Here is a 24,326-nt window from a genome sequence, read left to right on the forward strand (position 1 = left end):
CGATCAGCCCTTGATGGCGCCGGCGGTGATGCCCTGTACGAAGAGCTTGCCGACCAGGAAGTAGATGACGAGCGGAGGAATGGCGGTGAGCAGCGCTGCCGCCATGTTCTGGTTGTAGGCGACGGTGCCGGTCGAGATGGTGACGAGATTGGCGAGGTTCACCGTCATCGGCTGACCGTTGAAGCCGCCAAAGGTCACCCCGATCAGGTAGTCGTTCCAGATCGAGGTGATCTGCAGGATCAGGACGACGATCAGGATATTGCCCGACATCGGCAGGATGATTTCGCCGAAGATGCGCCAGAAGGAGCCGGAATCCATCACCGCGGCACTCATGATCTCCTGCGGAATGTCCTTGTAGAAATTGCGGAAGATCAGCGTCAGAACCGGCATCGCCAACACGGCATGGATCAGCGCCACGCCCCAGAGCGTGCCATAGACTTTCATGCTCGACGTCATCGAGATCAGCGGAAACATGATGATCTGGAAGGGCACGAAGGCGCAGATGAAAAGGAGAAACAGAAACGGTCCCGCCCAGCGCACATTCCATAAGGCCAAGGCATAACCGGTGACCATGCTGAGCCCTATGGACAGGATCAGCGAAGGAATGAGGATGGCCACCGAGTTCCAGAACCCGACCTTGAGCCCGTTGCAATTAATGCCCGAGCACGCCTTGTTCCAGGCATAGTCCCAGGCTTCCAGCGTAAAGCTTGTCGGCAGCGAGAAGATCTGTCCGTCCCGGATCTGGTCCATGGTCTTGAACGAGGTGACCACGACCACATAGAGCGGCACCGCAAAGAACAGCGCGCAGATGGTGAGGAAAACCAGTACCGCGACGGAACGCCCGGTGACGCGCTTCTTTCGGCGGGGAAAGTGGGGCGCGCTGCGCACGGCCACCTCGCCGCCAACGGCTTTTTGGACAAGGGTCAGGTCGGTCATTTCGTGGCCTCCGAACGGCGCCGTTGCTGCCAGGCGGTGATCAGGACGAGCGGCAGAAAGACAAGGGCGGTGATCACCAGCATCATGACGGCAGCGGCCGAAGCGAAGCCGAGATTGCCCTTGGCGGTCAGTGCATTGATGGTGAAATAGGCTGGCACGAAGGTCGATTGGCCCGGGCCACCATTGGTCATCGCCACGACGAGATCATAGGATTTGATCACGCCAAGCGAGAGCAGGATGGCGCAGGTGATGAAGGTGAACTTCATCATCGGAATGATGATTTCGCCATACAGCCGCCAGAGCGGCACGCCGTCCAGCTTGGCAGCGCTCCAGATCTCGGAATTGATGCCTTTGAGCCCCGCCAGCATCAGCGCCATGTAGAAGCCCGAGCTCTGCCAGACCGAGGCGAGAATGATGCCGTACATCGCGGTTTCGGCGCTGGCGAGCCAGCTGAAGCTCACGCCCGTGAGGCCGATGCCGTGGAGAAAATTCTCGATACCCATCTCAGGGTTGAACAGCCAGCGCCAGGCGGCGCCCGTGACGATCAGCGAAATGGCGAGCGGATAAAGGAAAACGGTGCGAAAAAAGCTTTCGCCGCGCTTCTCCCGATCGATCATTGCCGCCAGCACGAAGCCGAAGACGATGGCCAGTGCGCTGCCCAGTCCAAGCACGATCAGGTTGTTGAGCGCAATCTTCCAGGCGCCGTCTTCCATTAGGCGGCTATATTGCCGGCCCCACTCGCTCCAATTGACATCGTATTCGGGCAGGCGGCGACTGCGCGTGAAGCTGAGATAGATGGTCCAGATGATGGACCCAACGAAAGCCACTAGCGTGACGGCAACGGCGGGGATGAGGGCAGCCTGCGGCGACAGGCGGCTCCAGCGCAACGACTTCATCTTCTCCTCCCATTCGGGCAGCTCTGCCGCTCCGATGGCGTGCTCGGCGCACAAGTTCCTGTGCCTTGCGTCTGTATTATCGTTAATCTAAGTTGATAATAATCGGAACGTCAACACACTTTCTGCAAATGCCGGCACACAGGCACAGCAATCTCGGGAGGACAGGGTGATCGACAAAAACATTCCACGGCTCGGCTTCGGCACCTATGGCCGCAACGGCCCGGAAGGCGTCGAGGCGATTCTTGCAGCACTCGAAACCGGCTACCGTCATCTCGATACGGCCCAGACCTATGACACCGAAAGGGAAGTGGGGCAGGCGGTATCCCGTTCCGGCCTCGACCGGCAGGAGGTCTTCGTCACTACCAAGATCTCTACCGAAAATTACGGAGAAGGCGCCCTCCTGCCTTCGCTGCGCCAGAGCCTTGATCAATTGCAGCTCGACCAGGTCGACCTGACTTTGTTGCATTGGCCGGCACCAAACGGATCCGTTCCCCTTGCTCAATATCTCGGACAATTGGTCGAAGCGAAGGAAGCAGGGCTGACAAGGCTTATTGGCGTCTCGAACTTCACCATCGGCCTGATCGAGGAGGCCCAACGCCTGGTCGGAAAAGGGCGATTGGCCACCAACCAGTTCGAACTGCATCCCTATTTGCAGAACCGGAAACTAGCTGACTATTGCCAGCGAGAGGACATCCTGGTCACTTGCTACCTGCCCATCGCTCATGGGACGCTGGCTGGCGACCTGGTGCTTGAGCAGATCGCCGCAAGCCATGGCGCCACCGTCGCGCAGGTCGCCTTGGCTTTCGAACGGAGCAAGGGCTACGCATCGATCCCTACCTCAAGCAAGCCCGATCGTATCCGTGAAAATTTTGCCAGCCAAAAGGTCGAGCTGTCCAAAGAGGAGATGGCGCGCATCGAGATGCTGGACCGCAATGGCAGGCGCATCAATCCCGACTGGGGCCCGGCCTGGGACTAGCCTAGGCCGTTAAATCCGTATTATCGTTCATACTAAGTCACCAATGCTGACCAAATCAGCGATGCGGCTGCAGGGGTTGAAAATGAGCAAAGTCACCGTTCGTCTAAAGGACATCGCCGACCGCACCGGCTTCTCGACCAATACCGTCTCCCTGGCGCTCCGCGACAGCCCGCGCATTCCGCTCGAAACCCGCCGTCTCATTCGCGAGGCGGCGGAAACCCTCAATTATTTGCCGAATTTCATCGCCAAGTCGCTGGTCAGCCGCGAAACCAAGACCATCGGCCTCGTACTTACCGACATCACCAATCCCACGCTCACTCGGACTGCCCAGGCGATAGAACTGGCCCTTGCTGAACGCGGCTATGCCACCCTGTTCGCAACCTCCAACAACAATTTCGACGAGGAGCACAAGGTCCTCGAACTTGTTCGCTCCCGGCAGGTGGACGGTATTTTGATCTACCCCACGGGACATCGCCGGCTCGATCATCTCCGCCAATTGCGTCAGGCAAACCAGCCCGTCGTGTTGCTAGTGGGCGATCCTGATGCAGGCGTGGATGCCGTTGGCGTTGACGAGCGTATCGGCGCCTACAAAGCGACGCGACATCTCATCGATAGCGGGCATCGCCGCATTGGCCTTATCGATACGGCGAACCCGGCCGGCAATCTGGAAAAACGCGAAGGTTATCAACAGGCCCTAAGCGAGGCCGGTATCATATTCGAGCCGGAATTGGCGGTGGATCCGCGTGGACATTCCGTGGTGCGAGGATTTCTCGCCATGGGCGAGCTGATGTCGCGCAAGGAAAGGCCGACCGCTCTGTTCGCGGCCAACGATTCGCTGGCGCTGGGCGCCTTGCGCTGGTGCATCAAGAACAACGTGCTGGTACCTAATGAAATCGCCATTATCGGCTTCGACAATATCGAATATGCCGAGCATGCAGGCGTGCCACTGTCGACCGTCAACTATCCCGTCGACATCTTGACCGATCTGGCGGTTGAGCGCCTCATGGAACTGATTGGCGTTTCCGGCTTATTGCCAGCGCCACGTGTTACTCAGATTGAACCGGAGGTCATCATCCGAGAGAGCACTTTACGTGCAAAATGAGCAGCTAGCCGGTGACGGCATCCTCGGAGCATAGAGTCGATTTCCGAAGGACGCATCGACGCCGATAGGGAGCGCGAGCGTCTGGATTGCGGACAGGAAGCCGCTCATTCATCCCTGATGATAATCTCAATCCGCCATCACGAAATGGCCAGCACCGACTTCGGTGTAATTGCGCACTGGCGGCACATAATCGGCGGGGCGGATGGGGCTGCGGATATCTTCATTGCTGAGGCTGCGCATGCGGTGGCGCTGGGCAGGATCGGCCACCGGCACGGCGGAAAGCAGCTTGCGCGTATAGGGGTGCTGCGGATTGGCAAAGATATCGGCGCGCGTGCCGATCTCGACGATCTCGCCTAGATACATCACCGCGACCCGGTGGCTGACGCGCTCAACCACAGCCATGTCATGCGAAATGAATAGATAGGAGAGGCGCAGGCTTTCCTGCAGTTCGAGCAACAGGTTCACCACCTGCGCCTTGACCGAAACGTCGAGCGCAGAAACGCTTTCGTCGGCCACGATCACACTGGGCTCCACCGCAAGGGCCCGGGCGATACAGATGCGCTGGCGCTGGCCACCCGAAAGCTGGTGCGGATAGCGGCTGGCCATGGCCGGCGACAAACCAACTCTCTCCAGCAGCGCTGAAACGCGCGCCGGTGCCTCGACCGCAGAGGTCAGCTTGTGCAGCAGCATCGGCTCGGCAATGGCGGCGCCCACTGTCATGCGCGGATTGAGGCTGGCAAAGGGATCCTGAAAAATCATCTGCATGCGCTGGCGGCGCGACCGCATATCGGCTTCGTCCAGCCCGGCAATTTCTTCGCCCTCGAGCTTGACCGAACCGGCGACAGGCGACACGAGCCGCAGGATGGAAAGGCCGGTGGTGGATTTGCCACATCCCGATTCCCCCACCAGCGAAAGGGTTTCCCCGCGCTGCAGCGAGAATGAAATGTTCTCCACCGCATGGACCCGACCGGACACGCGGCTCCAGATGCCCGAGCGGATGGAAAAATGCGTCGAGAGCTTACTGACTTCGAGAACCGGCGCGCCGTCGTGATCGACCGTATCGACGCTGGCGGCCGCCTCGCCCAGCTTGCCCGTCTTGGCGTCGGCAATGGCAAAGCGGCGCGGGCGCGGTTCGTTCTGCATGGATCCGAGCTTGGGCACGGCGGAGAGCAGGGCCTTGGTATAGGGCTGTTCGGGCGCCGCAAAGACGTCCGCCGTCAGCCGATCCTCGATGATTGCGCCGTGTCGCATCACCACGGTCCGATCGGCAATCTCGGCCACCACACCCATGTCATGGGTAATGAACAGCACCGACATGTCTTCCTCGGCCTGCAACTGCTTGATCAATTCGAGGATCTGAGCTTGGATCGTCACGTCAAGCGCCGTGGTCGGCTCATCGGCGATCAGCAATTCTGGGCCACAGGCCAGCGCCATGGCAATCATCACGCGCTGTCGCATGCCGCCGGAAAACTGATGCGCATGTTCGCCAAAGCGCCGCGCCGCGTCGGGAATCCGCACCCGGTCGAGTTGCCTGATCGCTTCTGCCTTGGCCGCAGCGCGCGTGATCTCGCGATGAGCCAAAAGGGCCTCAACGATCTGCTCACCCACGGGCATTACCGGATTGAGGCTCGTCATGGGCTCCTGGAAGATCATGCCGATCTGCTTGCCACGCACGGCGTTCATCTGCCCGTCTGAAAGGCCCAGCAATTCGCGGCCAGCCAGTTTGATACTGCCTTCGATTCGCGTCAGCGCCGGATTATGCAATTGCATGATGGACATGGCGGTAACGCTCTTGCCGGACCCCGACTCGCCAACCAGAGCAACCGTTTCGCGCGCGCCGACTGAAAAATCGATGCCATGCACGACTTCGACCCATTCCCCGCGGGTACGGAATGCAGTTTTCAGGCCGGAAATGGCGAGAACCGGTGCGTTCATGCTGTTGCTCCTCCCGCGGATGCCGATTGCCGGCCAGCAAGCTTTGGCCGGGCTGCACCCAGGCCAGCGACGCATATAGAGCCACGCTGGAGCCAATTGTCAAGTTGGCATTTACAAGTCAGATTTGGTGGATTTTTCTGACATATCCCTAAATTATCAATATGTTAATTGCCAATTCTACTCGTTTCATTCTGCGCCATGTGCGAAAGAAATTGACATGTTCACAGACGCGCTTACAAGCAAGTATGTTGAGACAGAAAGGTGCCATAGTGAAGTCCCCGCGCGTGGCCATCATCGCTGACGACCTGACCGGCGCGCTCGATGTCTGTGCGCCCTTCGCGCGTCGCGGCCTCCGCTGTCGCGTTGCCGTCAGCCCAAGCGGTCTCGCCGACGCCCTCGACCGCGGCGGCGACGTCATCTGCGTCAACACCGCAAGCCGTGAACTTGATGCCGAAGCGGCAAGCCGCATCGTGCGCCATGTTGCCAGTGAACTCGCTGGCTCCCGACCCGGCATCGTCTTCAAAAAGATCGACTCGCGCCTCAAGGGCCATGTCTCGGCCGAAACCGGCGCCTGCCAGGAGGTTTTTCGGCGCCCCCGGGTGCTGGTTGCCCCGGCCATACCGGCACAGGGACGCTTCGTGCAGGCTGGAATGATCGTCGGCAAGGGGGTGGCCGCGCCGATAGACGTCGCCGACAAGCTCGACGCCGGTCTCGATGCGACAATAGGCAATGGCACCACAAACCTCGATATGGAACATCTCGCAGGCCGGCATATGGACCAGGCCTTATTGGTTGGAGCCAGCGGCCTTGGCGAAGGCCTGGCCGCCGCATTGTCACCAGTTCCACCAGCTCAATTGCTGACTGCCACCCTGCCATTGCTCTTTGCCATCGGCTCGCACGATCCGGTCACGCGCGCACAGATCGACCGCCTCGGCGACATCGCCCACCAGATCGTCAGCTTGGACGGCCTTGTCTCCACCGTCGGTACGGCCGAACGCACACTCATTCGCGCTTCCAGCGATCCTGACGACCCGCAACACGGCGCCGTGCTGGCGCAATTCGGTCTGTCGATAGCTAATCTCTTGCAATCGGGCCGCTTCGCCAGCGCTCTGCTCTGTGGCGGCGAAACGGCGCAAACCGTGCTCAACGCTCTGGGCGTTCTCGAGCTCGAACTGGTCGGCGAGACCCTGCCCGGCATTGCATTGTCCCGCATCGAGCTGGCAGGACAAACATTGACGATATTGACGAAATCAGGCGGCTTCGGCACATCCGATGATCTGTGCCACATTGCACAAAGCGCTCGACGAGCCAGTCCTGGCATCGATCCCAACAGGGTGGGAATACCGGCATGACACAAACCAGCAGCACTTTTGACGATGAACCGCGCCACCGCACGCTTTTTGCTGATCGCGTCTATCAATTGCTGCAGACCCGGATTTCGAACGGCGAATACGCGTCTGACCAGAAGCTGCCGAGCGAGAAAGAGCTGTCGGACCAATTCGACGTATCACGCCCGATCATCCGCGAAGCGCTCGAGCGTCTGCGCCAGGAAGGCATGATCTATTCGCGCCAGGGCGCCGGCAGTTTTGTGCGCCTGCGCAGCGAGCCGCGCTCGCTGGGTTTTCCGCCGGTCGAGACTATCGCCGATATCCAGCGCTGCTATGAGTTTCGTCTTACCATCGAGCCTGAAGCCGCCTTCTACGCCGCCAAGCGCCGCAACGAGGCAGCTATCGAGAGCATCGGCAAGGTAGTGGATCTGCTCAGTTCCGCCACCGACCAGCAGCGCCACCGCGAGGACGCCGACTTCGCCTTTCACATGGCGGTCGCCGGCGCCTCCAACAACCATTATTACAGCTCCGCCATGCAGGCGCTGCGCAGCCATATCGCCGTTGGCATGAAGCTGCATGGCCTGGCCCTGATGGGCCCCGGCCGCGGCCTCGAAAAAGTGCTCGAAGAGCACCGGCACATCTATGAATGCATCCGCGACGGCGACGCCGAAACCGCCCGCCAGCATATGCGCCAGCATCTCGAAGGCTCGCGCAACCGCCTGTTCGAGGATCGGGTCCTCGACCTCTCACTCTAACCTTTGCCTAGAGCGCCGCCCGATAAATTTCGACAATATCGGTCACGCTCATGTCGCGCGGATTGTGGTCGAGCAGGCGTCGGATGGCGTGGGCTTCCTCGGCCATTGACTGCAGGTCGTGCGCGGCAACGCCCATCTTGCTCATCTGCATTTCAAGCCCAAGCGCCGTACAATAATCATAACTTTCGGCGCGCAAATCCTGCCCCTTGAACCCAAGCAATTCTGAAACCACTTGGCTTTTCTCTGCCCGCACAGGCGCATTGAAGGCCAGGGTATGAGGAAAAATCACTGCATTGGCGAGGCCGTGTGGCACCTGAAACCGCGTACCGAGCGGATAGGATAGGGCATGACCAGCCGTGGTATTGACCGGCCCGAGGCAAAAACCGCCATAAAGGGCTGCCATGGCCAACCCGGCCCGCGCCTCGACATCGCTGCCATCGGCCACCGCCCGCGCCAGATAGCGCCCGACGAGGCCGATGCCCTCCCGGGCATAGATATCGACCAGCGGATGCGCCCGGCGGCTGGTAAAGGCCTCGACGCAATGGGCCAGAGCATCGATCCCCGTCGCCGCCGTCACGGCCGGAGGAAGCGATGTGGTCATTTCTGGATCGACAATGGCGATATCCGCCACCATGTGATGACTATCGGCCGCCAGCTTGGCCTTGCTTGCCGGATCCATTACCAGCGCCCGCGCGCCAACTTCGCTGCCGGTGCCCGCCGTGGTCGGGATGGACACGAGCAGGCATGTTCGTGGCTCCGCTTTGTCAACACCCACAATATCGCGAAAATCCTGGGCGCTCCGGCACAGCACCGCCGCCAGCTTGGCCAAGTCCATCGCGCTACCGCCGCCAAAGCCCAAGATGACGTCGGGCGCAAAGCCCCGTGCCTGATCGATCAGCAGGTCCAGATTCGGCAGATCGGGTTCGGGCCGCACCTGCGAAAAGATCTGGTGCTGAGGCGGCAGCCCAAGCAGATCGGCACGGCCGGCATTGAAGGCATCGGCCACCACCAATACGCGGCGCTCCGCCCAACCGGGCACCAAGTCGGCAAGGCGGCGCGCTTTGCCCGCGCCATATTCGATCCGCCCGGGCTGCACGAATGTCAGGGGCCGCAGCAGCGGGCTAGCCGATGCGGGGGCGGAGGCTTGCAGGGCCGAGGACATTATTTGGCGCCTTTCGGATTGAGCGCGTCGTTGAGGCCATCGCCAATGAAGCTGAAGGCAACCGAGGCAATGGCGAGGGCGATGGCCGGTGCGGCCAGCAAATGCGGATATTGCTGCCAGGTGCGCAGGCCATCGGAGATCATCAGACCCCAGCTCGGGGTCGGCGGCTGCACCCCGACGCCAAGGAAACTGAAGGCGCTTTCGAGCACCATGGCTCCACCCAGCCCGGCGCTGACCGCCACGATCAGCGGCCCGATGGAATTGGGAATTAAGTAGCGCAGGATGATCTGGTGCGTCGGCAGGCCCAGCGAACGCGCGGCAAGCACATATGGCTGGCTGCGCACGCTAAGGATTTGCGCACGCACCGTGCGGGCATAGGGCGGCCACATAACCAGCGCGATGGTGCCGAACACCATGATGAAGTCGGCAATCACCGTATTGCGGAATATCACATTGCCGGTGGCCATATACATGCTGTCCATCCAGCGTCCCAGCTGCGGCTTCATCGATGTGTTGATGACGATCACCAGCAGCAGGTTGGGCACCGACATGAAGACATCGGTAAACCACATGATCGTGGCGTCCACCTTGCCCCCGGCATAGCCGGCGACCGCACCCAGGGCGGCGCCGATCAGCACCGAAATGACGGTGACGACAATGGCCACGAAAAACGCGGTGCGCGTGCCATACATCACGCGGCTCGCCACATCGCGGCCCAGCTCGTCGGTGCCCAGCCAATGGGCCGGCGAGGGCGGCAGGTTACGTCCGTCAAGATTCTGCGTCAGGAAGTCATAGGGCGACACCAGCGGCCCGAACACGGCAATCAGGATCAGCAGCACGATGGCGCCCAGCCCCACCATGGCGATGCGGTTGGCGCGCAGCCGCGCCCAGGCATCGGTCCACAGACCGACAGGCGGTTCAGTGGGTTTGATCAGGCCGGAGGGTTCAGTTTTCGTGGACATGGCTCACCTCTTCTCGGCAGCACGCGGATCGAGCAGCGGATAGGCCAGGTCGACTATTAGGTTAGACACCATCACCAGCGCCGAAGCGATCAACGTCACGGCAAGGATGACCGGATAGTCGGAATTCATCAGTGACTGGATCGCGAGACGCCCGAGTCCGGGCAATCCAAACACCAGCTCGACGAACACGGCGCCATTGACCAGCGTAATCATGATCAGCCCCAATTGGGTCAGCACCGGCGTCAGGATCGGGCGCAGGATATGGCGCCGCACGATCCGCCCCGGCCGCAGGCCCTTGGCCCGTGCGGTGCGCACGAAATCCTCGCTCAGCACCTCAATAACCGCCGAGCGTGTCTGGCGCACGATCAACGCGATTGGGTGGAAGGACAGCACCAGCAATGGCAGGATCACCCGCACGTCGAACAATCCGCCCCAGCCATAGGGTACGGACCCACTCGGCAAGATGAGGATCAGCAGCACCATGAGGATGGGGCCGGCGACATAGGACGGGATGGCATAAAGAAACAGCGCCGAGCCCAGAATAGTATAGTCGAGCGCCGTATTCTGGCGCAGCCCGGCAATAACGCCGAGCGGGATCGCGACTACGGCGGTGAGCACAATGGCCAGCGCCCCCAGCGTGATCGAGACCGGCGCCGCCGCCGCGATGGTGCGGCCCACCGAGCGCCCCGAGGTCAGCGAATTGCCGAAATTGCCCTGCAGCACATTCCACACATAATCGGCAAATTGCAGCAGGAAGGGCCGGTCGAGCCCCGCCGCTTCGCGGATCGCCGCCAGCCGGTTGGGATCGAAGGCAACGCCGCCCGGCTCGCGCAGGAAAATCAGCTTGATCGGATCGCCGGCACCATAAAAGGCCAGCGCATAAACGGCGAGCAACACCAGCAGCACGGATGGAATCCACAGCAGCAAGCGCTTGATGGCATAGAAAAGCATGATTGTCCTCGCCTAAGCGGGGCCGCACCGTGGCGCGACCCCAGCCTGTCGTTCGCGACTACTGGATTTCGATGTTCCAGGGAGCAAAGACCTGCCAATCGAGGTTCTTTTCCATGCCGGCGACATTGGGTAGCGCCCAGCGGGACATGGCTTCGATATACCAGGGCAGCAATTGATAATCCTCGCGAAAGACGCGCTGGGCTTCCTGTGCCAGCTCGTCACGTTTCGGATCATCGATCGGCAGCGGCCGGGCTTCATCGAGCAGACGGTCGACTTCGGGATTGTTGTACCCGTTCATCTTGTTGATGGCGACGCTGCCGGTCGAGTGGATGGCCGTGCGCAGGAACTCGGTGGCGTCGGGCACGCGCGAGCCGGCATCGTCACGTACGATATGCACGTCCGATGGGGCAAAGCCGTCCAGTGTCGGCTTGAGCTCGATCGCGGTAATGCCCAGGTTCTGACGCCATTGCTCGATGGCGAATTGCGCCGCCGCCTGCTCGGCTGGGGCAATGATGCCGGCAAAGATGATGCGCGGCAATTGGTCGGGCGAGCCGTATTTCGAGGCAGCCAGCGCGGCCCTGGCCGCTTCGGGATCGTAGGGATAGGGCTCCCAGTCGGGATCGGCACCCTTGACCCCGACCAGGATCTGCTCGGCCTGCTCGTGCGGGCCTTTGGGGAAGGAGGCACGCATCATCTCGGCGCGATCGACCGACAAGATCAGCGCCTTGCGCACATTGACGTCGTCAAACGGCGCGGTCTTGGAATTGAAATAGAAGTGCTGCCCGTTCGGGATTTCGGTGCCCTGGCTGAACTCGACGCCCAGATCGTCCACGATAGTGGGGGTCACCAGCGCCGTATGGGCGTGATACTCGCCCTGCTTGAGCAGCGTCGTTGCCGTCACCGAATCCTCGATCACGCGCAACTCGATACGGCTGAGCTTGACGGCAGGGCCGAAGAAATTCTCGTTGGGCTCCCAGGCGACAAAGCCATCATCGAGGTTCATTTCGACCAGCTTGAACGGACCCGAACTGATGACCCCGCCCTCGGGCGTATACCAGTCCGGCACCTGGTTGCCGTCTTCGTCGCGCGACTGCGACACTTTGGAAATCGGCACCAGATGATTGGCGAGGCGCATGTAAAAGATCGGATCGGGCGCAACCAGCGTCACCTCGATCGTGCCTTCGTCGATGACCGTGACGCCCGGCAGTTCAGTGCCCTCGCCTGCCGACAATTCGGCATAACCCTGCACACCGGCCAGCACCAGCGGCACACGCTGGCTGGCGCTCAGCGGCATCGAGCACATTTCCCACGAACCCTTCACATCCTCGGGGGTGATCTTGGAGCCGTCCGAGAAAACCGCATTGGGATCGAGTTTGAAGGTCCAGACCGTCCAGTCCTCATTGGGCTCCCAGCTGGTGAATACATAGGGCTGCACTTCACCCTTGTCGTCGAAATACATCGGCGAAGCCCACCACAGCGAGTGCCAGCGCAGCGCTGCACCCCCGCCTCGATAGGGCGACCAGTTCATGTCGAACGACGGATGGATAATCTTGAAAACCTGTTCCTGCGCCGCCGCCTTCCCGGCCAGCATGCCAAACAAGGACACGCTGATCGCCAGGCCGGCACCACCCCTGAGCACATCGCGGCGCGACGGACGACGACTGGCAGTCGATTGATCGAGCATAGGATTCCCTCCCTTATGCGCCGCTATCCATTTCGGCTCTCAGCGGCAATGGAGCGCGATAATGTCACAGCACTCTTGCATGTCAACATGTATTTCTATATCCGCCACACATGTCGCCACTACCATCATATATAGCTGGATTTGCTGGAAAAATTCGACTTCCCAGGTGCAGGGGTAACGTGATAATGACTTTACAAGTTTGATGGCGGAGGAAGAAATGGCGATTGACGAACTGAAGCTGGACGGACAAATCCGTCCCCTGCCCAATGATCTGGCACGGGAGGAGGCCTTTCTCCCCGTTCACGTCGCCCAGTCGCATGCCTCCTTCCTTCTGGCGCTCGGCAATGGCGATCTTGGCTGCACCTGGTTTGCCGGCACCGAAGAGGGCAAGCCGGATGTCTCCATCTACTTCTCGCGTCTGCCAGCCGGCTCGGACACCTGGACACCGGAAATCAAGATTTCGGACGATCCCGGACGGTCCGAACAAAACCCGATCCTCTTCGAGACCCCATCAGGCGATCTATGGCTGCTCTACACCGCCCAGCTCTATGGCGGGCAGGACACAGCAATCGTGCGCCGCCGCATTTCCCGCGATGGCGGGCTGACCTGGGAGCCGATCGAGGTCCTGTTCGACGAACCCGGCACTTTCATTCGCCAGGGCATTGTCGCGCTATCGAGCGGCGAGTGGATTTTGCCCATTTTTCATTGCCTGCCGACGCCCGGCGAAGAATGGCACGGCCAGAACGACGTAAGCGCCGTAAAGATCACGACGGATGGCGGCGCCACCTGGACCGAGCATGCCGTGCCCGACAGTAAGGGCGCCGTGCATATGAACATCATCGAGCGCCAGGACGGCACATTGCTGGCGCTCTATCGCAGCCGCTACGCCGACAATATCCTGGCCTCGACCTCTGCCGATAAGGGCCGCACCTGGACCGCACCGGCGCCGACCGATCTGCCCAACAACAATTCGTCCATCCAGTGCCATAAGCTGGCCGATGGCACCCTGGCCCTCGTGTTCAACAATATTGCGGCCACCGACGCCGTGCGAGCCGAAGCCCAGGGCAAGCCGATCTGGGGTGTGCCGCGCACCCCGCTCTCCATTGCCCTTTCTTCCGATGAGGGGCGCACCTGGCCGCATATTCGCGATATCGAACTAGCGCCGAACTCGCCGCCCGACCTCAACCTCGACAAACCCGACCGCCGCGCGCGAGAACTGTCCTATCCCACAGTGACAGGCGATGCCGACGGGCGCATCAATGTCGCCTTCACCTATTTCCGCAAGGCCATCAAGTTCGTGCGGTTCCGACCCGAATGGGTCAAGGGCGCCTGAGGCGTCGACGAGGAGACTGTCCAATGGCGCTTTCTGCCACCAGACCCATTGCCATCACCATGGGTGATCCGGCCGGCGTGGGCGCTGAAGTCATCGTCAAGGCAGCGGCCGAATTGTCGGCCGCCGACCGCGAACAACTCGTCGTCGTCGGCTCTGCCGAAACGCTGGAACGCGCCATCGCGACCACCGGCGTCAAGCTTCGTCTTTCCGGCGAAACGACTGGCGGCGACATCCTGCGGCTCGACCATGTGGACGTGCCAGGCATGCCCCTGCCTTTCGGCAAGCTTGATTCTGTCGGTGGCGAAGCCAGTTATCGCTTTATCGCTCGCGCCGTCGACCTCGCTCAGTCTGGAGCGGTCGCCGGAATCGTGACAGCGCCCATCAACAAAGAAGCGCTGAATCTGGCCGGACATCACTATGACGGCCATACTGGCATGCTGGCCCATCTCACCGGCTCACGCGCCTCGTTCATGCTGCTGGCCTCCGAAAAGCTCAAAGTCATTCACGTCTCGACCCATGTCTCGCTGCGCGACGCCATCGGTCGTGCTACGCCAGAGCGCATTCTCGAGACCATCCGCACCGGCCATGCCCATCTCAAGCGTATGGGCTATGCAAATCCGCGCATCGCCGTGGCCGGCATCAATCCCCATTGCGGCGAGAACGGCCTTTTCGGCCGCGAAGATGATCTGCAGGTCGCGCCGGCCGTCAAAATGGCCCAAGCCGAAGGCATCGACGTCGCCGGCCCGATCTCGGCCGACACGCTCTACTATCGCGCCTATTCGGGCGACTTCGATCTCGTCGTCGCCCAATATCACGATCAGGGCCATATCCCGATCAAGCTCGTGGCCTTTGACACCGCGGTCAACGTTTCGCTCGGCCTGCCCATCGACCGCACCTCGGTCGATCACGGGACGGCTTTCGATCTCGCCGGTACCGGCAAGGCCAAGCATGTCAACATGCTGGCCGCCATCGCTTATGCCCGCAAACTTGCTGCCAATCAGGACATTGCCAAATGAGCATTCAAGGTGTTTTCAGCGCCGCCGCCACGCCGCTCAATACCGATCTGACGCCCGACCACGCCGCCCTCGCGGCCCATTGTCGTCAACTCCTCGACGATGGCTGCCACGGCATTGCCATGCTCGGTTCGACCGGCGAAGCCAATTCCTTCTCTCAGGATGAACGCCGCGCCATGCTCGAGGCCGTTGTCAAATCCGGCATTGCGCCCGACGCGCTCCTGCCCGGCACCGGCCTCTGCGCCCTGCCCGAAACCATCGCCCTGACGCGCCATGCCCTCTCGCTCGGCGTCACTAAGGTCGTCATGCTGCCCCCCTTCTACTACAAGGGCGTCAGTGATCAGGGCCTGTTCGATGCCTATTGCCAGGTAATCGACGCCGTCGCCGACGATCGCCTTCGCATCGTGCTCTACCACATTCCCCCCATCTCGCAGGTTCCGCTTAGCCACGATCTCATCGTCCGGCTCTGTGAGCGCTATCCGGACACGATTGCCGGTGTCAAAGATTCCGGCGGCCAGCTCGACCACATGGTCAGCCTGGCCAAAACCTTCCCGCAGCTTGCCATTCTCGCCGGCGCCGATCCTTTCCTGCTGCCGCTGATGCAGCAAGGCGGTTCGGGCTGTATCACCGCGACATCCAATCTCGCAGCCAGCCAGCTCCGCATGGTCTTCGAGAACCATTCCGACGCCAGCGCGGCCGACGAAGTGCAAGCCGCGCAGGCCCGAATCGTCGCCCTGCGCGAAGCCAGCAACAGCTTTGCCCAAATCCCCACCATCAAGGCCATGGTGGCGCGGCGCTACAATGCCCCCGGCTGGCGCCGCATGCGCCCGCCGCTCGTCTCGCTCACCGACGAGCAGGCCAGCCAGCTCAAGAACGTGCTTGACCGCATCGATCTGGACCATCCGGCATGATGCGCATTGACGAACTGCTGCGCACCGGTCGCCGCGGCCTGCGCACCCGGCCGGGCAGCTTGCTGCTGGGCCCGACTGGCGCGCGCCTCTGGGCCGAAATGCTCAACGATCGTCCCGGCTTTTCCGGCGCGATCGACTTCATCCACAAAATCAATATCCCGCTGCTTTTCGGCATCAACCACGATCGCCCGCAGCCGCCCCTTCCCTCCGAGGTCGAGTGGCGTCCCAGCCATCTCACGACGCGCAGCCAGTTCGGCACCCTGAGCCTCGAAGAGCGCCGCTACGTCACCTGGGAAGACCAGGCCGTTTCGACCCAGCGCTGGCACAATGGCGGCACCGCGCCGACCATGCTGAAACTATGCATCGACCCTGATTGGGTCGATCTCCACGGCGACACCGCCATCGGTGAGCGCCGCATCGATGCCCATGACTTTACCCTGCGGGCCGTTATCGGCACGAGCCACCCCGAACTCTGGTCCGGCCTCACTCTTTTGCCCGGAGAATCCGTCGATTTCGTCGTCGCCGCCGCCGTCGGTCTTACCGATCAGGACACTTTGGCGCAAATGATCGGCAATATTGCCGATTTGATCAAGCAGCCCGCAAGCACGCTGGTCGCAAAACAGGTGGACGATTACCAATCCTTTTTCGACGCCATACCCCGGTTGACCAGCAGCAGCCCGGTCCTTGACCGGCTCTATGCCTATCGCTGGTTCCTGCTGCGCCACAACCTCGCCCGCCCCGGTCGCGGTCCACTCGACGGCACCTTCTTCTATGAAGGGCGCTCCCACAAAATGACGAAAACCCCATGGAACCCAGAGGGTTGGGAGTTCAGCAAGCTCATACCGCTCTCGACGCCCATGCATCTGATCGAGGCGCGTTGGCACCACGATCAGGGCCTCGGCACCGGCGTCTTCCCTCTGCTCGCTGCCACCCAGCGCCCCGATGGCCAGTTTGACGCTCGCACCCTCACCAAAACCATCCACCCCTATGCCAATTTCATGGGCTGGGCCAGCTACCAATATGCCCTGACACAAGGTCTGAGCGACGCACTTCGCGATGCTATCACCGTGTTAAAAAAGCAGGTTTTGGGCGAATCCGAATTCCTGGCCACCGGCGGCGACAACCTCCCCATCCAGCAGCGTCACCAACTGACCGGCAAGGAATACCAGCCCAGTTACTGGTATTTCCATGACTACCCGGACGACCCGCTCGACCCCGCCACCTACACCCCCCTCAAGCGCGTCGATCGCGCCATCTACCAATATCTCAACGCCCGCGGCGTCGCCGGCCTCTGCCGCCTCGCTGGCGATGCGGAAGCAACAAGCTTCGACGCTTTGGCTGACGCCATTGCCGAGAATGTGCTGTCCAAACAATGGGATGCGGAGACGGGCTTCTTCTACGACCTGCATCACCAGACCGACGAAAAGGCCATGGTCCGCAACGTTGTGGGCTTCTATCCCTATTGGGCCGAGATCACCGACGAGACCCATCTGCCCGGTCTGCTCGACGCCTTGGGCCCCCGCCATTTCGATACCCCCGCCCCCCTGCCCTCCGTCTCCCCCGAATGCCCGGTCTTCCAGCCCGGCGGCAGCTGGAAAGGCCGCTTCCTCAAGGGCCGTAACGGCTGCATGTGGGACGGCCCGACCTGGCCCTATACCAACAGCATCGCCATCGATGGATTAGGCAAGATTTCGCAGCAAAACGGCCACGCCTACGACGAGCTATATGCCCACTTCTTCTGGAAATATGCGATGCTGCATGGACCTCAATGTGATCGCCAGACGCCCTATCTCGTTGAGCATTATGATAGCATGACCGGCGAGCCGATCAGCGACGAACCCGATTATAACCATTCCTACCTGATCGACATCATCATCCGCCAGGTCGTCGGCCTCGACATCGCAGAAGATGGCCAAGTCACCGCAAATCCGATCAATATCGGCCTCGACCACTTCACCCTGGAGAACGTCCAGATAAACGGCCAATACGTGACGGTTTATTTTCACAAAGCTACCGGCGTCGAAATAACGACAGTCAGCTCGCCCCAGCCAAAATCTTGAAAACATAACGCGGCATTGATCCGCGCGGCGCGGGTCAGGTCGCCGATACCTTCAGACAGGGTCTTCCCCTCTTCGCGGCTCAGCCGAGCGCGACCATGCGGGGAACGCCGCCGTGGCAGCGGCGACGGCCTGCTTGGTTTCATCGGCAGTGGCGCGGGCATAGCCCTCACAACTTCGGACATGTTGGATGGGTTGGTGTCCTCAACGCCATCCGAGCCGACCCAGTCCGCCGGTGACGGTTTTTATGCCGCCCGGTCAGGTTCAGCTCTTCCAGGCAACACGGTGGAAGGGCACAATCTCGATGTCGCCCCAGACCTGCTGGCTCGCATAGACTTCTTCGGCCAGATAGGCGTCAAGCCCCGACCGGTCGGGAAATTCGCAAAGCACGATGGAGCCCACCATATTGTCCGCCTCATCGAGCATGGCGCCGCCGTCGACGATGGTGCCCTCGGCTTTCATGGCATGGATCTTTTCCAGGTGCGCCTCGCGGTTGGCCAGACGCTTGTCCAGCGTGCCCGGCGCGGTGTTATCGCGGGCAATGATGGCGAAATACATCGGTCTCGTCCTTAGGCGTCCGTGGCTTCGGAAATGAACTCGCCCAGTTCCTTGGTCTGGGGCGTGCGCAGGATGTCGGAGGTGCCCATCTCGTGGACGCGCCCGTCGCGCATATAGATCACCTTGTCGGCGACCCGGCGGGCGAAGGACATTTCGTGGGTCACCAGAACCATGGTCATGCCCTCGGCGGCGAGCTCTTCCATCACCCGCAGCACTTCCCCCGTCAGTTGCGGGTCGAGCGCCGAGGTTACCTCGTCGAACAGCATCAGCTTGGGCTCCATGGCGAGGCCCCGGGCGATGGCGACGCGCTGCTGCTGGCCGCCGGACAATTGCTCGGGATAGGCGGCGAGCTTGTCCAGCATCCCGACCTTGCGCAGCACATTGGCGGCCCTCTCGCGCGCCTCTGCCCGGCCGATGCGGCGCACCAGCCGCAGCGCCAGCGTCACGTTCTGCTCCACAGTCAGATGCGGATAAAGATTGTAGCTCTGGAACACGATGCCGACATCGCGCCGCAGCGCCCGCAGATCGAGATTGGGCGTATCGAGCCGGTGCCCGCACACTTCCAGCGTGCCGGCCTGAATGGTTTCGAGCCGGTCCATGCAGCGCAGCGCCGTGCTCTTGCCCGAGCCGCTCTGGCCGATAATGGCGGCTACTTCGCCCTTGTCCACCGAGAAGGTCACACCCTTGAGCACCTCTACCCGGCCATAGCTTTTATGCACCTCCACCATATCAACGATTGGCGACATTGAACTTCCTTTCCAGAATGCGGCTCTGAACCGAAAGCGGGTAGCAGACGGCGAAATAGAGAATTGCGGCCAGCCCGAAATAGATGAAGGGCTGGAAGGTGGAATTGTTGATGATCTTGGCGTTGTAGGAGAGTTCGGCATAACCAACGATCAGCGAGGCGATCGAGGTGTTCTTGACGATCTGCACCATGAAGCCGACCGTGGGCGGAATGGCGATGCGCATGGCCTGGGGCAGGATGACGGCGCGCATGCGCTGCCATTTGCTCAAGCCCGCGCATTCCGCCGCTTCCCATTGCGGCCTTGGCACGGCCTCAAAGCATCCGCGCCAGATTTCACCCAGATATGCGCTGGTATAGATCGACATGCCCGCGGTGGCGGCCCAGAGCGGCGTGGCCGAGGGCCAGCCCAGAATGTCGGGCCCGTAAAAGCACAGCCCCATCAAGACCAGCAGGGGAATGCCCTGCACGATCTGGATATAGCCCGAGGCGGCCCAGCGCACGCCCCTGGCCGAGGAGATGCGCGACAGCGCCACCACGAACCCCATCGCTCCGCCGATAAGGAAGGTCAGTAAGCTGAGAAACACCGTGTTCCACAGCCCCCACAACAGCGATTGAATGAAGATGATGTTCATGATGCGCGATCCCCTAAAGAGGCGTTCCCAGCTTGCGCCGCCGGGGAAAGATAAGCTGGCCGAACAGGAAGAAGACGCCGCGCACCAGCACCGACAGCCCCAGGTAAATGACGCCCAACACCACGAAAATCTCGAAATTGCGGAAGGTCGCACTCTGGATGCGGTTGGAGATGCCGAACAGCTCTTCCACCCCCACCGCCGACAGGATGCTCGATGCCAGCATGAGCAGTACATATTGGCTGGTCAGCGCCGGATAGACCCGCTCCAGCGCCGGGCGGATGATGATATGCAGATAGGTCTGCAACTTGGTCAGGCCCTGGCATTCGGCCGCTTCGAGCTGCCCCTTATTGATCGACTCGATGCCGGCCCGCACGATCTCGGTTGTATAGGCGCCGATATTGATGGTGAGCGCGATGGCCGCGCCCACGAAGATCGGTAGGCGGATGCCGATGCTGGCAATGCCGAAGATCAGGAAATAGGCCTGGATCAACAGCGGCGTATTGCGGATGAATTCCACATAGGCCGTCACCAGCATCTGCGCCCATTTGGGGCCGCCGGTGCGGATCACACCGCAGACGGCCCCGATGAGAACGCCCAGCACGGTAGTGATCGCCGTCAGGCGCAGGGTCACCCAGATGCCTTCGAGCAGCAGGGGCCAGTGCGCGAGCACCGCTGCAAAATTGAATGAATAGTTCATTTGCCCCTCCTGCCCTTTCGGCGGTTAGTGAAGGTTGGCCAGAATGTCGGCGGGCAATTCGGTGCCCTGGTAGCGCTCGTAGATTTCCCCGAGCTTGCCGTTCTGAAGGTTCTCGACCACCCAGCCATCGACATAGTCGCGCAGGTCCTGGTCTTCCTTGCGCAGCCCCACCCCGACGCGGAAATCGCGTAGCGCGATCTTGGGCTCCAGCTCCTTGGCCGGGTTGCGCTCATTGATCACGTCGAGCAGGGTCTGGGCCTGCGCCACCAGGTCGAGCTGGTTCGAGGCCACTGCGGTGATCGTGGTGGCCTCGTCCTCGAAGCGCACGATTTCCACATCCTCGGGCACGGTCGCGGTCAGGTCCGTGTCGTTGGTCGTGCCCCGGGTCACGGCGATGCGCAGCCCGTGCAGGTCGTCCACGCTCTTGATGTCCATGGATTTGGGCGCGGCGATGAAGGTGGCCGCACCCGAATAGGGCAGCGAGAAATCGATGGTCTGCTTGCGCTCATCGGTGATGCTGAGCGCCGACATGATGGCATCGGCCCGGTTGGAGAGCAGGAAGGGAATGCGGTTGGCGCCATTGGTGGGCACGATTTCGAGCTCCACCCCCAGCGATTCCGCCAGCAATTGCGCCGCCCCCACTTCCGAGCCGGCTGGCTCGAGGTTCTCGTCCTGATATGACCAGGGCGGCACGCTCAGATCGATGGCGATACGAATCTTGCCCTCGGCGCGGATACGCTCCAGCGTTGTCTCTGCCTGGGCCTGCGCCGTCAGCGCCAGGCTCACGGTCAGCGCCAGGGCGGAAATGATCTTCAATAGCTTCATTGTCTCCTCCAAAAGAAGCTGTGGGAACAGGAAAAGTCAGGCCGCGTTTGGGAACGCGATGCCGGCCCTGTCGAAATAAGGCTTGAGCGGAACCAGGATTTCTTCCGCCAGGAACACGCCCTCGCGCGCCGCTTCATCCTGCCGGCGCCGGGCCTGGTCGCCGGGAATGCGCACCCGTTCCACCCCCGGACGCGGGGGATTTTCGCGGCAGCGATCGACCAGCCAGTCCATCTCGTCGGCAAAGACGCGTCGCCCGCCAAAGGCCGCCGGATCGATGACCTGCAAAAAAGTGTTCATCACCGTGCCGGACATTTGCTGGCGCCTTCCGGTGCCGCTGAGGCCCTGGGTCAGCGCCTCCACCAGCAGCGCCATGGCATAGCCCTTATGGCCATGATCCATGCCGCCCACCGGCATCAGCGTACCCTGCCCCTCGATCAGCACCTTGGGGTCGCATGTCGGCTGACCCTCTTCGTCCAGCAGCCATTCATGTTCGTAAAGCCGGTCGGCCTGCGCCAATTGGGTCGAACGTTTCACCGTGGTGATCGAGCAGCTGATATCGAGCAGGATCGGGTCGGCCCCGGTGGGAATGCCGGCGGCCAGCGGATTGGGGGTGAACACGCCGCGTGTGCCGCCAAAAGGAGCCACGCCCTGATGCGCCGGCCCCGAACAGGCCAGGATCGCCATCAGCCCCCGCTCGGTGATGCGGGGCAGATAGGTGGCGAGGGCCCCGGTATGATAGCCCTCCCCGATGGTCAGCGTCACCACGCCCTCGCGCTCAATCCTCTCCAGCGCCACATCGATGGCGCGGTTGATCAGCCAGGCCCCCGCCAGGCGCCGTCCGTTCCAGGCGACGCAGGCCGGTCGGTCCGAAATCACCTCATAGCTGCCCTCCAGATGCAGGGCCCCCGAGGCGATTTCGTCCAGATACCAGGGCGCGATGGCCAGCCCATGCGTGCTGTGCCCGATAGCATCGGCGGTAACCAGCGAACTGGCCACGTCCTGCGCCATAGCTTCCTGCATGCCGGCCCCCATGAATAGCGCCGTGGTGGCATCGAGCAGCGCGGAATACGCAAAGCGCGCGCCGCCGGCTTTCGGATCGGGCAGCACGTTCATGTCACTGTTCCGCCCACTCGGTGACTTCAGGCGGCAGGTCGATGCCGAAGGCGCCACTATAGATGGCATTGAGGCTGCCATCGGCGATGCCGTCGGCGACCCAGGCGTCGAGCTTTTCGCGCAGCGCATCCTCGCCCTTGGCGACGCCAATGCCAGTGACATTGGTATTGAGCACGATCAGCGGACGAACATCGAGGCTCGGATTCTGGGCATTGACGGTGGTTAATAGAGCGGGCGCGGTAACGTACAGATCGGCCTGGCCGCTCAGCAGCGCGGTGATGGCGGTCGAGTCGTCTTCGAGACGAACGATGTCGGCGCCTTCGGGCGCATCGGCGGTGATCTGGGCGTCATTGGTGCTGCCGCGCACTACGGCGATACGCTTGCCCGCCAGGTCGTCGATGCTGTCCACGCCCGACGCCGCCGGGCCGCCCACCACGATCTGGATGGCGCTGTAAGGGCGCGAGAAGTCGATCACTTCGCGGCGCTCATCGGTGATCGAGAGCGTCGAGATCACCACGTCGGCGCGATTGGTCTGCAGATAGGGAATGCGGTTGGCGGCCGAGGTCGGCACCAGTTCCACCGCGACGCCCCAATCGGCGCCCAGCTTGTTGGCGAATTCCACTTCCGAGCCAACATATTGGCCCGAAGCGTCAAGCGAGGAATAGGGCGGGGCTGCCGGGTCGATCGAGACGCGGATTTTGCCGGCGGCCTCGATATCGGCGAGCGCATCGGCATGCGCCAGCACCGGCGTGAGCACGGCGGCGGCCAGAGCCAGGCCAAGGACCATGCGGCGGGAAAAAACGGTGTCTATGGTCATCTTCTGAAAGTCCTCCTGAGTGCCGCCCTTCCGGCAGCGTCTCATCACTTACGATATTGCCGGGGCGAAGTAAGCGGCGATGCGCCGATCACGCCCGGCTGCGTCTCACTTCGTGAGACTGCGGGCCTGCTCTGTCATGAAGTCGAACAGCAATTGCATCTGCCCTTCCAGCATATGGGTGCCGTCGCGTGTGGCGCAGCCGCGCTTCTCCGCCTCGATCAGCAGCCTGGTGGGCACCGGGTCGGTGATGACATCGGCCACCACCGCGTTTCCGGCCAGCCCGGACACATCGACTGGCAGTGGATCATTGGGGTTGAAACCGGCATAGCTGGCATTGATCACCACGTCGAACCCGGTGACATCGCCCTGCCCCTGGCGCGCCCGCCCCGGATAATGGCGCTCCAACAGGGCCAGCAGGGCGGCTTGCTTTTCGGTGTCGGGATCGTGCAGCGCCAGCCGCGTCGCGCCGGCTTCCAGCGCCGAGACGGCGATGGACGAGCCGGCCCCGCCGGCCCCGGCCACATAGACCGCCTTGCCGGCCAGCGCATGGCCGGCATCGGACAGACCCTTCACCATGCCGGCACCATCGAAATTGTCGCCGAACCAACCCCCTTCCGGGCGGCGGCGCATGGCGTTGATCGCTCCCAGCGCCGCAGCGCGCGGCGACAGTTCGGCGCAATGGCGCGCGGCGCCGAATTTATGCGGCAGCGTCACCAGAATGGCATCCACATTGGGCATGGCCATCAGTTCCGGCAGCGCCGAATCTAGCCGTTCCGGCAGGATGTGCATCGGCACCAGCAGCCCGTCATAGCCGGCCTCTTGCATGCGTTCGCTCAGCCAGCCCGGCGCCAGAACCTGTGAAATGGGCGAGCCGATCAGCAGATTGATCCGGGTTTTGCCGGTGAGTGCGGTCATGGGCGTGCCTGTGGGTTGAACCT

General features: G+C 61.8%; 23 protein-coding genes and 1 pseudogene. 8 read left to right on the forward strand and 16 right to left on the reverse strand.

Going from position 1 to position 24,326, the window contains the following annotated elements; translation table 11 throughout:
* Positions 1 to 3: 3 nt before the first annotated feature.
* Both O9Z70_RS14065 and O9Z70_RS14070 read right to left on the reverse strand, forming a co-directional pair.
* Positions 4 to 936 (reverse strand): carbohydrate ABC transporter permease, encoded by a 933-nt coding sequence (locus tag O9Z70_RS14065; protein WP_286020065.1) that lies wholly within the window; start codon positions 934 to 936, stop codon positions 4 to 6.
* Positions 933 to 1,832, reverse strand: coding sequence for a carbohydrate ABC transporter permease (locus O9Z70_RS14070; RefSeq protein ID WP_286020066.1), 900 nt, complete (start codon positions 1,830 to 1,832; stop codon positions 933 to 935). Before O9Z70_RS14070 ends, O9Z70_RS14065 begins: the two co-directional genes overlap by 4 nt.
* A gap of 166 nt (positions 1,833 to 1,998) precedes the next feature.
* Between O9Z70_RS14070 and O9Z70_RS14075 the strand changes: the two genes are divergently transcribed.
* Together O9Z70_RS14075 and O9Z70_RS14080 are read left to right on the forward strand one after the other, a co-directional pair.
* A complete protein-coding gene (locus O9Z70_RS14075) occupies positions 1,999 to 2,808 on the forward strand; it encodes an aldo/keto reductase (protein WP_353057800.1) in 810 nt (269 codons plus the stop codon).
* A 43-nt stretch (positions 2,809 to 2,851) separates the two neighbouring features.
* The gene (locus O9Z70_RS14080) at positions 2,852 to 3,910 is read left to right on the forward strand and encodes a LacI family DNA-binding transcriptional regulator (protein ID WP_286020067.1); all 1,059 of its coding nucleotides are present in this window, start codon (positions 2,852 to 2,854) and stop codon (positions 3,908 to 3,910) included.
* 126 nt (positions 3,911 to 4,036) lie between these two features.
* Here the strand turns inward: O9Z70_RS14080 and O9Z70_RS14085 are convergent, their stop codons facing one another.
* Entirely contained in the window at positions 4,037 to 5,845 is a 1,809-nt protein-coding gene (locus tag O9Z70_RS14085) for an ABC transporter ATP-binding protein (protein ID WP_286020068.1), read from the reverse strand.
* Positions 5,846 to 6,006: 161 nt separating this feature from the next.
* Between O9Z70_RS14085 and O9Z70_RS14090 the strand changes: the two genes are divergently transcribed.
* Positions 6,007 to 7,197 (forward strand): four-carbon acid sugar kinase family protein, encoded by a 1,191-nt coding sequence (locus O9Z70_RS14090; protein ID WP_286020069.1) that lies wholly within the window; start codon positions 6,007 to 6,009, stop codon positions 7,195 to 7,197.
* Positions 7,194 to 7,928, forward strand: coding sequence for a FadR/GntR family transcriptional regulator (locus O9Z70_RS14095; protein ID WP_286020070.1), 735 nt, complete (start codon positions 7,194 to 7,196; stop codon positions 7,926 to 7,928). The genes O9Z70_RS14090 and O9Z70_RS14095 overlap by 4 nt, the downstream gene beginning before the upstream one ends.
* Before the next feature lie 7 nt (positions 7,929 to 7,935).
* Here O9Z70_RS14095 and O9Z70_RS14100 read toward each other — a convergent pair whose 3' ends face one another.
* From O9Z70_RS14100 to O9Z70_RS14115, 4 genes are read right to left on the reverse strand one after another with little or no spacing between them, the layout of a single operon-like run.
* Entirely contained in the window at positions 7,936 to 9,090 is a 1,155-nt protein-coding gene (locus tag O9Z70_RS14100) for an iron-containing alcohol dehydrogenase (RefSeq protein WP_286020071.1), read from the reverse strand.
* Positions 9,090 to 10,052, reverse strand: a complete 963-nt coding sequence (locus O9Z70_RS14105) for an ABC transporter permease (RefSeq protein WP_286020072.1) — start codon at positions 10,050 to 10,052, stop codon at positions 9,090 to 9,092. The genes O9Z70_RS14100 and O9Z70_RS14105 overlap by 1 nt, the downstream gene beginning before the upstream one ends.
* A gap of 3 nt (positions 10,053 to 10,055) precedes the next feature.
* Complete coding sequence (locus O9Z70_RS14110; RefSeq protein ID WP_286020073.1) at positions 10,056 to 11,003, reverse strand: ABC transporter permease; 948 nt, start codon at positions 11,001 to 11,003, stop codon at positions 10,056 to 10,058.
* A 58-nt stretch (positions 11,004 to 11,061) separates the two neighbouring features.
* On the reverse strand, positions 11,062 to 12,687 hold the full coding sequence (locus O9Z70_RS14115) for an ABC transporter substrate-binding protein (RefSeq protein WP_286020074.1): 1,626 nt from the start codon (positions 12,685 to 12,687) through the stop codon (positions 11,062 to 11,064).
* Positions 12,688 to 12,904: 217 nt separating this feature from the next.
* On the opposite strand from O9Z70_RS14115, the gene O9Z70_RS14120 reads away from it, so the two are divergent.
* Genes O9Z70_RS14120 through O9Z70_RS14135 form a run of 4 tightly spaced genes read left to right on the forward strand, consistent with a single transcriptional unit; the run spans position 12,905 to position 18,004 of the window.
* Complete coding sequence (locus O9Z70_RS14120; RefSeq protein ID WP_286020075.1) at positions 12,905 to 14,020, forward strand: sialidase family protein; 1,116 nt, start codon at positions 12,905 to 12,907, stop codon at positions 14,018 to 14,020.
* A gap of 23 nt (positions 14,021 to 14,043) precedes the next feature.
* Positions 14,044 to 15,036, forward strand: coding sequence for a 4-hydroxythreonine-4-phosphate dehydrogenase PdxA (gene pdxA, locus O9Z70_RS14125; protein WP_286020076.1), 993 nt, complete (start codon positions 14,044 to 14,046; stop codon positions 15,034 to 15,036).
* Positions 15,033 to 15,944, forward strand: coding sequence for a dihydrodipicolinate synthase family protein (locus tag O9Z70_RS14130; RefSeq protein WP_286020077.1), 912 nt, complete (start codon positions 15,033 to 15,035; stop codon positions 15,942 to 15,944). The genes pdxA and O9Z70_RS14130 overlap by 4 nt, the downstream gene beginning before the upstream one ends.
* A complete protein-coding gene (locus tag O9Z70_RS14135) occupies positions 15,941 to 18,004 on the forward strand; it encodes an MGH1-like glycoside hydrolase domain-containing protein (RefSeq protein ID WP_286020078.1) in 2,064 nt (687 codons plus the stop codon). Before O9Z70_RS14130 ends, O9Z70_RS14135 begins: the two co-directional genes overlap by 4 nt.
* Before the next feature lie 17 nt (positions 18,005 to 18,021).
* Here the strand turns inward: O9Z70_RS14135 and O9Z70_RS14140 are convergent.
* From O9Z70_RS14140 to O9Z70_RS14180, 9 genes and pseudogenes are all read right to left on the reverse strand, one after another.
* Positions 18,022 to 18,231: pseudogene (locus O9Z70_RS14140) on the reverse strand (aldehyde dehydrogenase family protein); the annotation flags it as partial.
* A 34-nt stretch (positions 18,232 to 18,265) separates the two neighbouring features.
* Entirely contained in the window at positions 18,266 to 18,559 is a 294-nt protein-coding gene (locus O9Z70_RS14145; protein ID WP_286020079.1) for a YciI family protein, read from the reverse strand.
* Positions 18,560 to 18,570: 11 nt separating this feature from the next.
* Positions 18,571 to 19,305, reverse strand: a complete 735-nt coding sequence (locus tag O9Z70_RS14150; RefSeq protein WP_286020080.1) for an amino acid ABC transporter ATP-binding protein — start codon at positions 19,303 to 19,305, stop codon at positions 18,571 to 18,573.
* Positions 19,289 to 19,936, reverse strand: coding sequence for an amino acid ABC transporter permease (locus tag O9Z70_RS14155; protein ID WP_286020081.1), 648 nt, complete (start codon positions 19,934 to 19,936; stop codon positions 19,289 to 19,291). Before O9Z70_RS14155 ends, O9Z70_RS14150 begins: the two co-directional genes overlap by 17 nt.
* 13 nt (positions 19,937 to 19,949) lie before the next feature.
* Positions 19,950 to 20,633, reverse strand: coding sequence for an amino acid ABC transporter permease (locus O9Z70_RS14160; protein WP_286020082.1), 684 nt, complete (start codon positions 20,631 to 20,633; stop codon positions 19,950 to 19,952).
* A 24-nt stretch (positions 20,634 to 20,657) separates the two neighbouring features.
* On the reverse strand, positions 20,658 to 21,458 hold the full coding sequence (locus O9Z70_RS14165; RefSeq protein WP_286020083.1) for a transporter substrate-binding domain-containing protein: 801 nt from the start codon (positions 21,456 to 21,458) through the stop codon (positions 20,658 to 20,660).
* 36 nt (positions 21,459 to 21,494) lie between these two features.
* The gene (locus tag O9Z70_RS14170; RefSeq protein ID WP_286020084.1) at positions 21,495 to 22,571 is read right to left on the reverse strand and encodes an Ldh family oxidoreductase; all 1,077 of its coding nucleotides are present in this window, start codon (positions 22,569 to 22,571) and stop codon (positions 21,495 to 21,497) included.
* A gap of 1 nt (position 22,572) precedes the next feature.
* The gene (locus O9Z70_RS14175; RefSeq protein ID WP_286020085.1) at positions 22,573 to 23,388 is read right to left on the reverse strand and encodes a transporter substrate-binding domain-containing protein; all 816 of its coding nucleotides are present in this window, start codon (positions 23,386 to 23,388) and stop codon (positions 22,573 to 22,575) included.
* Positions 23,389 to 23,493: 105 nt separating this feature from the next.
* A complete protein-coding gene (locus O9Z70_RS14180) occupies positions 23,494 to 24,303 on the reverse strand; it encodes a shikimate dehydrogenase family protein (RefSeq protein ID WP_286020086.1) in 810 nt (269 codons plus the stop codon).
* Positions 24,304 to 24,326 lie beyond the last annotated feature (23 nt).

Origin of the sequence: Devosia sp. YIM 151766, assembly GCF_030285925.1 — a bacterium.
Taxonomy (GTDB): Bacteria; Pseudomonadota; Alphaproteobacteria; order Rhizobiales; family Devosiaceae; genus Devosia.

What these genes read in the sequence shown, in the direction of transcription:
- O9Z70_RS14180 (WP_286020086.1), bottom strand. Translation starts at nt 24,303, where the DNA reads ATGACCGCACTCACCGGCAAAACCCGGATCAATCTGCTGATCGGCTCG.
- O9Z70_RS14150 (WP_286020080.1), bottom strand. Translation starts at nt 19,305, where the DNA reads ATGTCGCCAATCGTTGATATGGTGGAGGTGCATAAAAGCTATGGCCGG.
- O9Z70_RS14090 (WP_286020069.1), top strand. Translation starts at nt 6,007, where the DNA reads ATGTTAATTGCCAATTCTACTCGTTTCATTCTGCGCCATGTGCGAAAG.
- O9Z70_RS14145 (WP_286020079.1), bottom strand. Translation starts at nt 18,559, where the DNA reads ATGTATTTCGCCATCATTGCCCGCGATAACACCGCGCCGGGCACGCTG.
- O9Z70_RS14170 (WP_286020084.1), bottom strand. Translation starts at nt 22,571, where the DNA reads ATGAACGTGCTGCCCGATCCGAAAGCCGGCGGCGCGCGCTTTGCGTAT.
- O9Z70_RS14175 (WP_286020085.1), bottom strand. Translation starts at nt 23,388, where the DNA reads ATGACCATAGACACCGTTTTTTCCCGCCGCATGGTCCTTGGCCTGGCT.
- O9Z70_RS14130 (WP_286020077.1), top strand. Translation starts at nt 15,033, where the DNA reads ATGAGCATTCAAGGTGTTTTCAGCGCCGCCGCCACGCCGCTCAATACC.
- O9Z70_RS14095 (WP_286020070.1), top strand. Translation starts at nt 7,194, where the DNA reads ATGACACAAACCAGCAGCACTTTTGACGATGAACCGCGCCACCGCACG.
- O9Z70_RS14070 (WP_286020066.1), bottom strand. Translation starts at nt 1,832, where the DNA reads ATGAAGTCGTTGCGCTGGAGCCGCCTGTCGCCGCAGGCTGCCCTCATC.
- O9Z70_RS14115 (WP_286020074.1), bottom strand. Translation starts at nt 12,687, where the DNA reads ATGCTCGATCAATCGACTGCCAGTCGTCGTCCGTCGCGCCGCGATGTG.
- O9Z70_RS14135 (WP_286020078.1), top strand. Translation starts at nt 15,941, where the DNA reads ATGATGCGCATTGACGAACTGCTGCGCACCGGTCGCCGCGGCCTGCGC.
- O9Z70_RS14065 (WP_286020065.1), bottom strand. Translation starts at nt 936, where the DNA reads ATGACCGACCTGACCCTTGTCCAAAAAGCCGTTGGCGGCGAGGTGGCC.
- O9Z70_RS14155 (WP_286020081.1), bottom strand. Translation starts at nt 19,936, where the DNA reads ATGAACATCATCTTCATTCAATCGCTGTTGTGGGGGCTGTGGAACACG.
- O9Z70_RS14085 (WP_286020068.1), bottom strand. Translation starts at nt 5,845, where the DNA reads ATGAACGCACCGGTTCTCGCCATTTCCGGCCTGAAAACTGCATTCCGT.
- O9Z70_RS14110 (WP_286020073.1), bottom strand. Translation starts at nt 11,003, where the DNA reads ATGCTTTTCTATGCCATCAAGCGCTTGCTGCTGTGGATTCCATCCGTG.
- O9Z70_RS14120 (WP_286020075.1), top strand. Translation starts at nt 12,905, where the DNA reads ATGGCGATTGACGAACTGAAGCTGGACGGACAAATCCGTCCCCTGCCC.
- O9Z70_RS14160 (WP_286020082.1), bottom strand. Translation starts at nt 20,633, where the DNA reads ATGAACTATTCATTCAATTTTGCAGCGGTGCTCGCGCACTGGCCCCTG.
- O9Z70_RS14105 (WP_286020072.1), bottom strand. Translation starts at nt 10,052, where the DNA reads ATGTCCACGAAAACTGAACCCTCCGGCCTGATCAAACCCACTGAACCG.
- O9Z70_RS14080 (WP_286020067.1), top strand. Translation starts at nt 2,852, where the DNA reads ATGCTGACCAAATCAGCGATGCGGCTGCAGGGGTTGAAAATGAGCAAA.
- O9Z70_RS14100 (WP_286020071.1), bottom strand. Translation starts at nt 9,090, where the DNA reads ATGTCCTCGGCCCTGCAAGCCTCCGCCCCCGCATCGGCTAGCCCGCTG.
- O9Z70_RS14165 (WP_286020083.1), bottom strand. Translation starts at nt 21,458, where the DNA reads ATGAAGCTATTGAAGATCATTTCCGCCCTGGCGCTGACCGTGAGCCTG.
- pdxA (WP_286020076.1), top strand. Translation starts at nt 14,044, where the DNA reads ATGGCGCTTTCTGCCACCAGACCCATTGCCATCACCATGGGTGATCCG.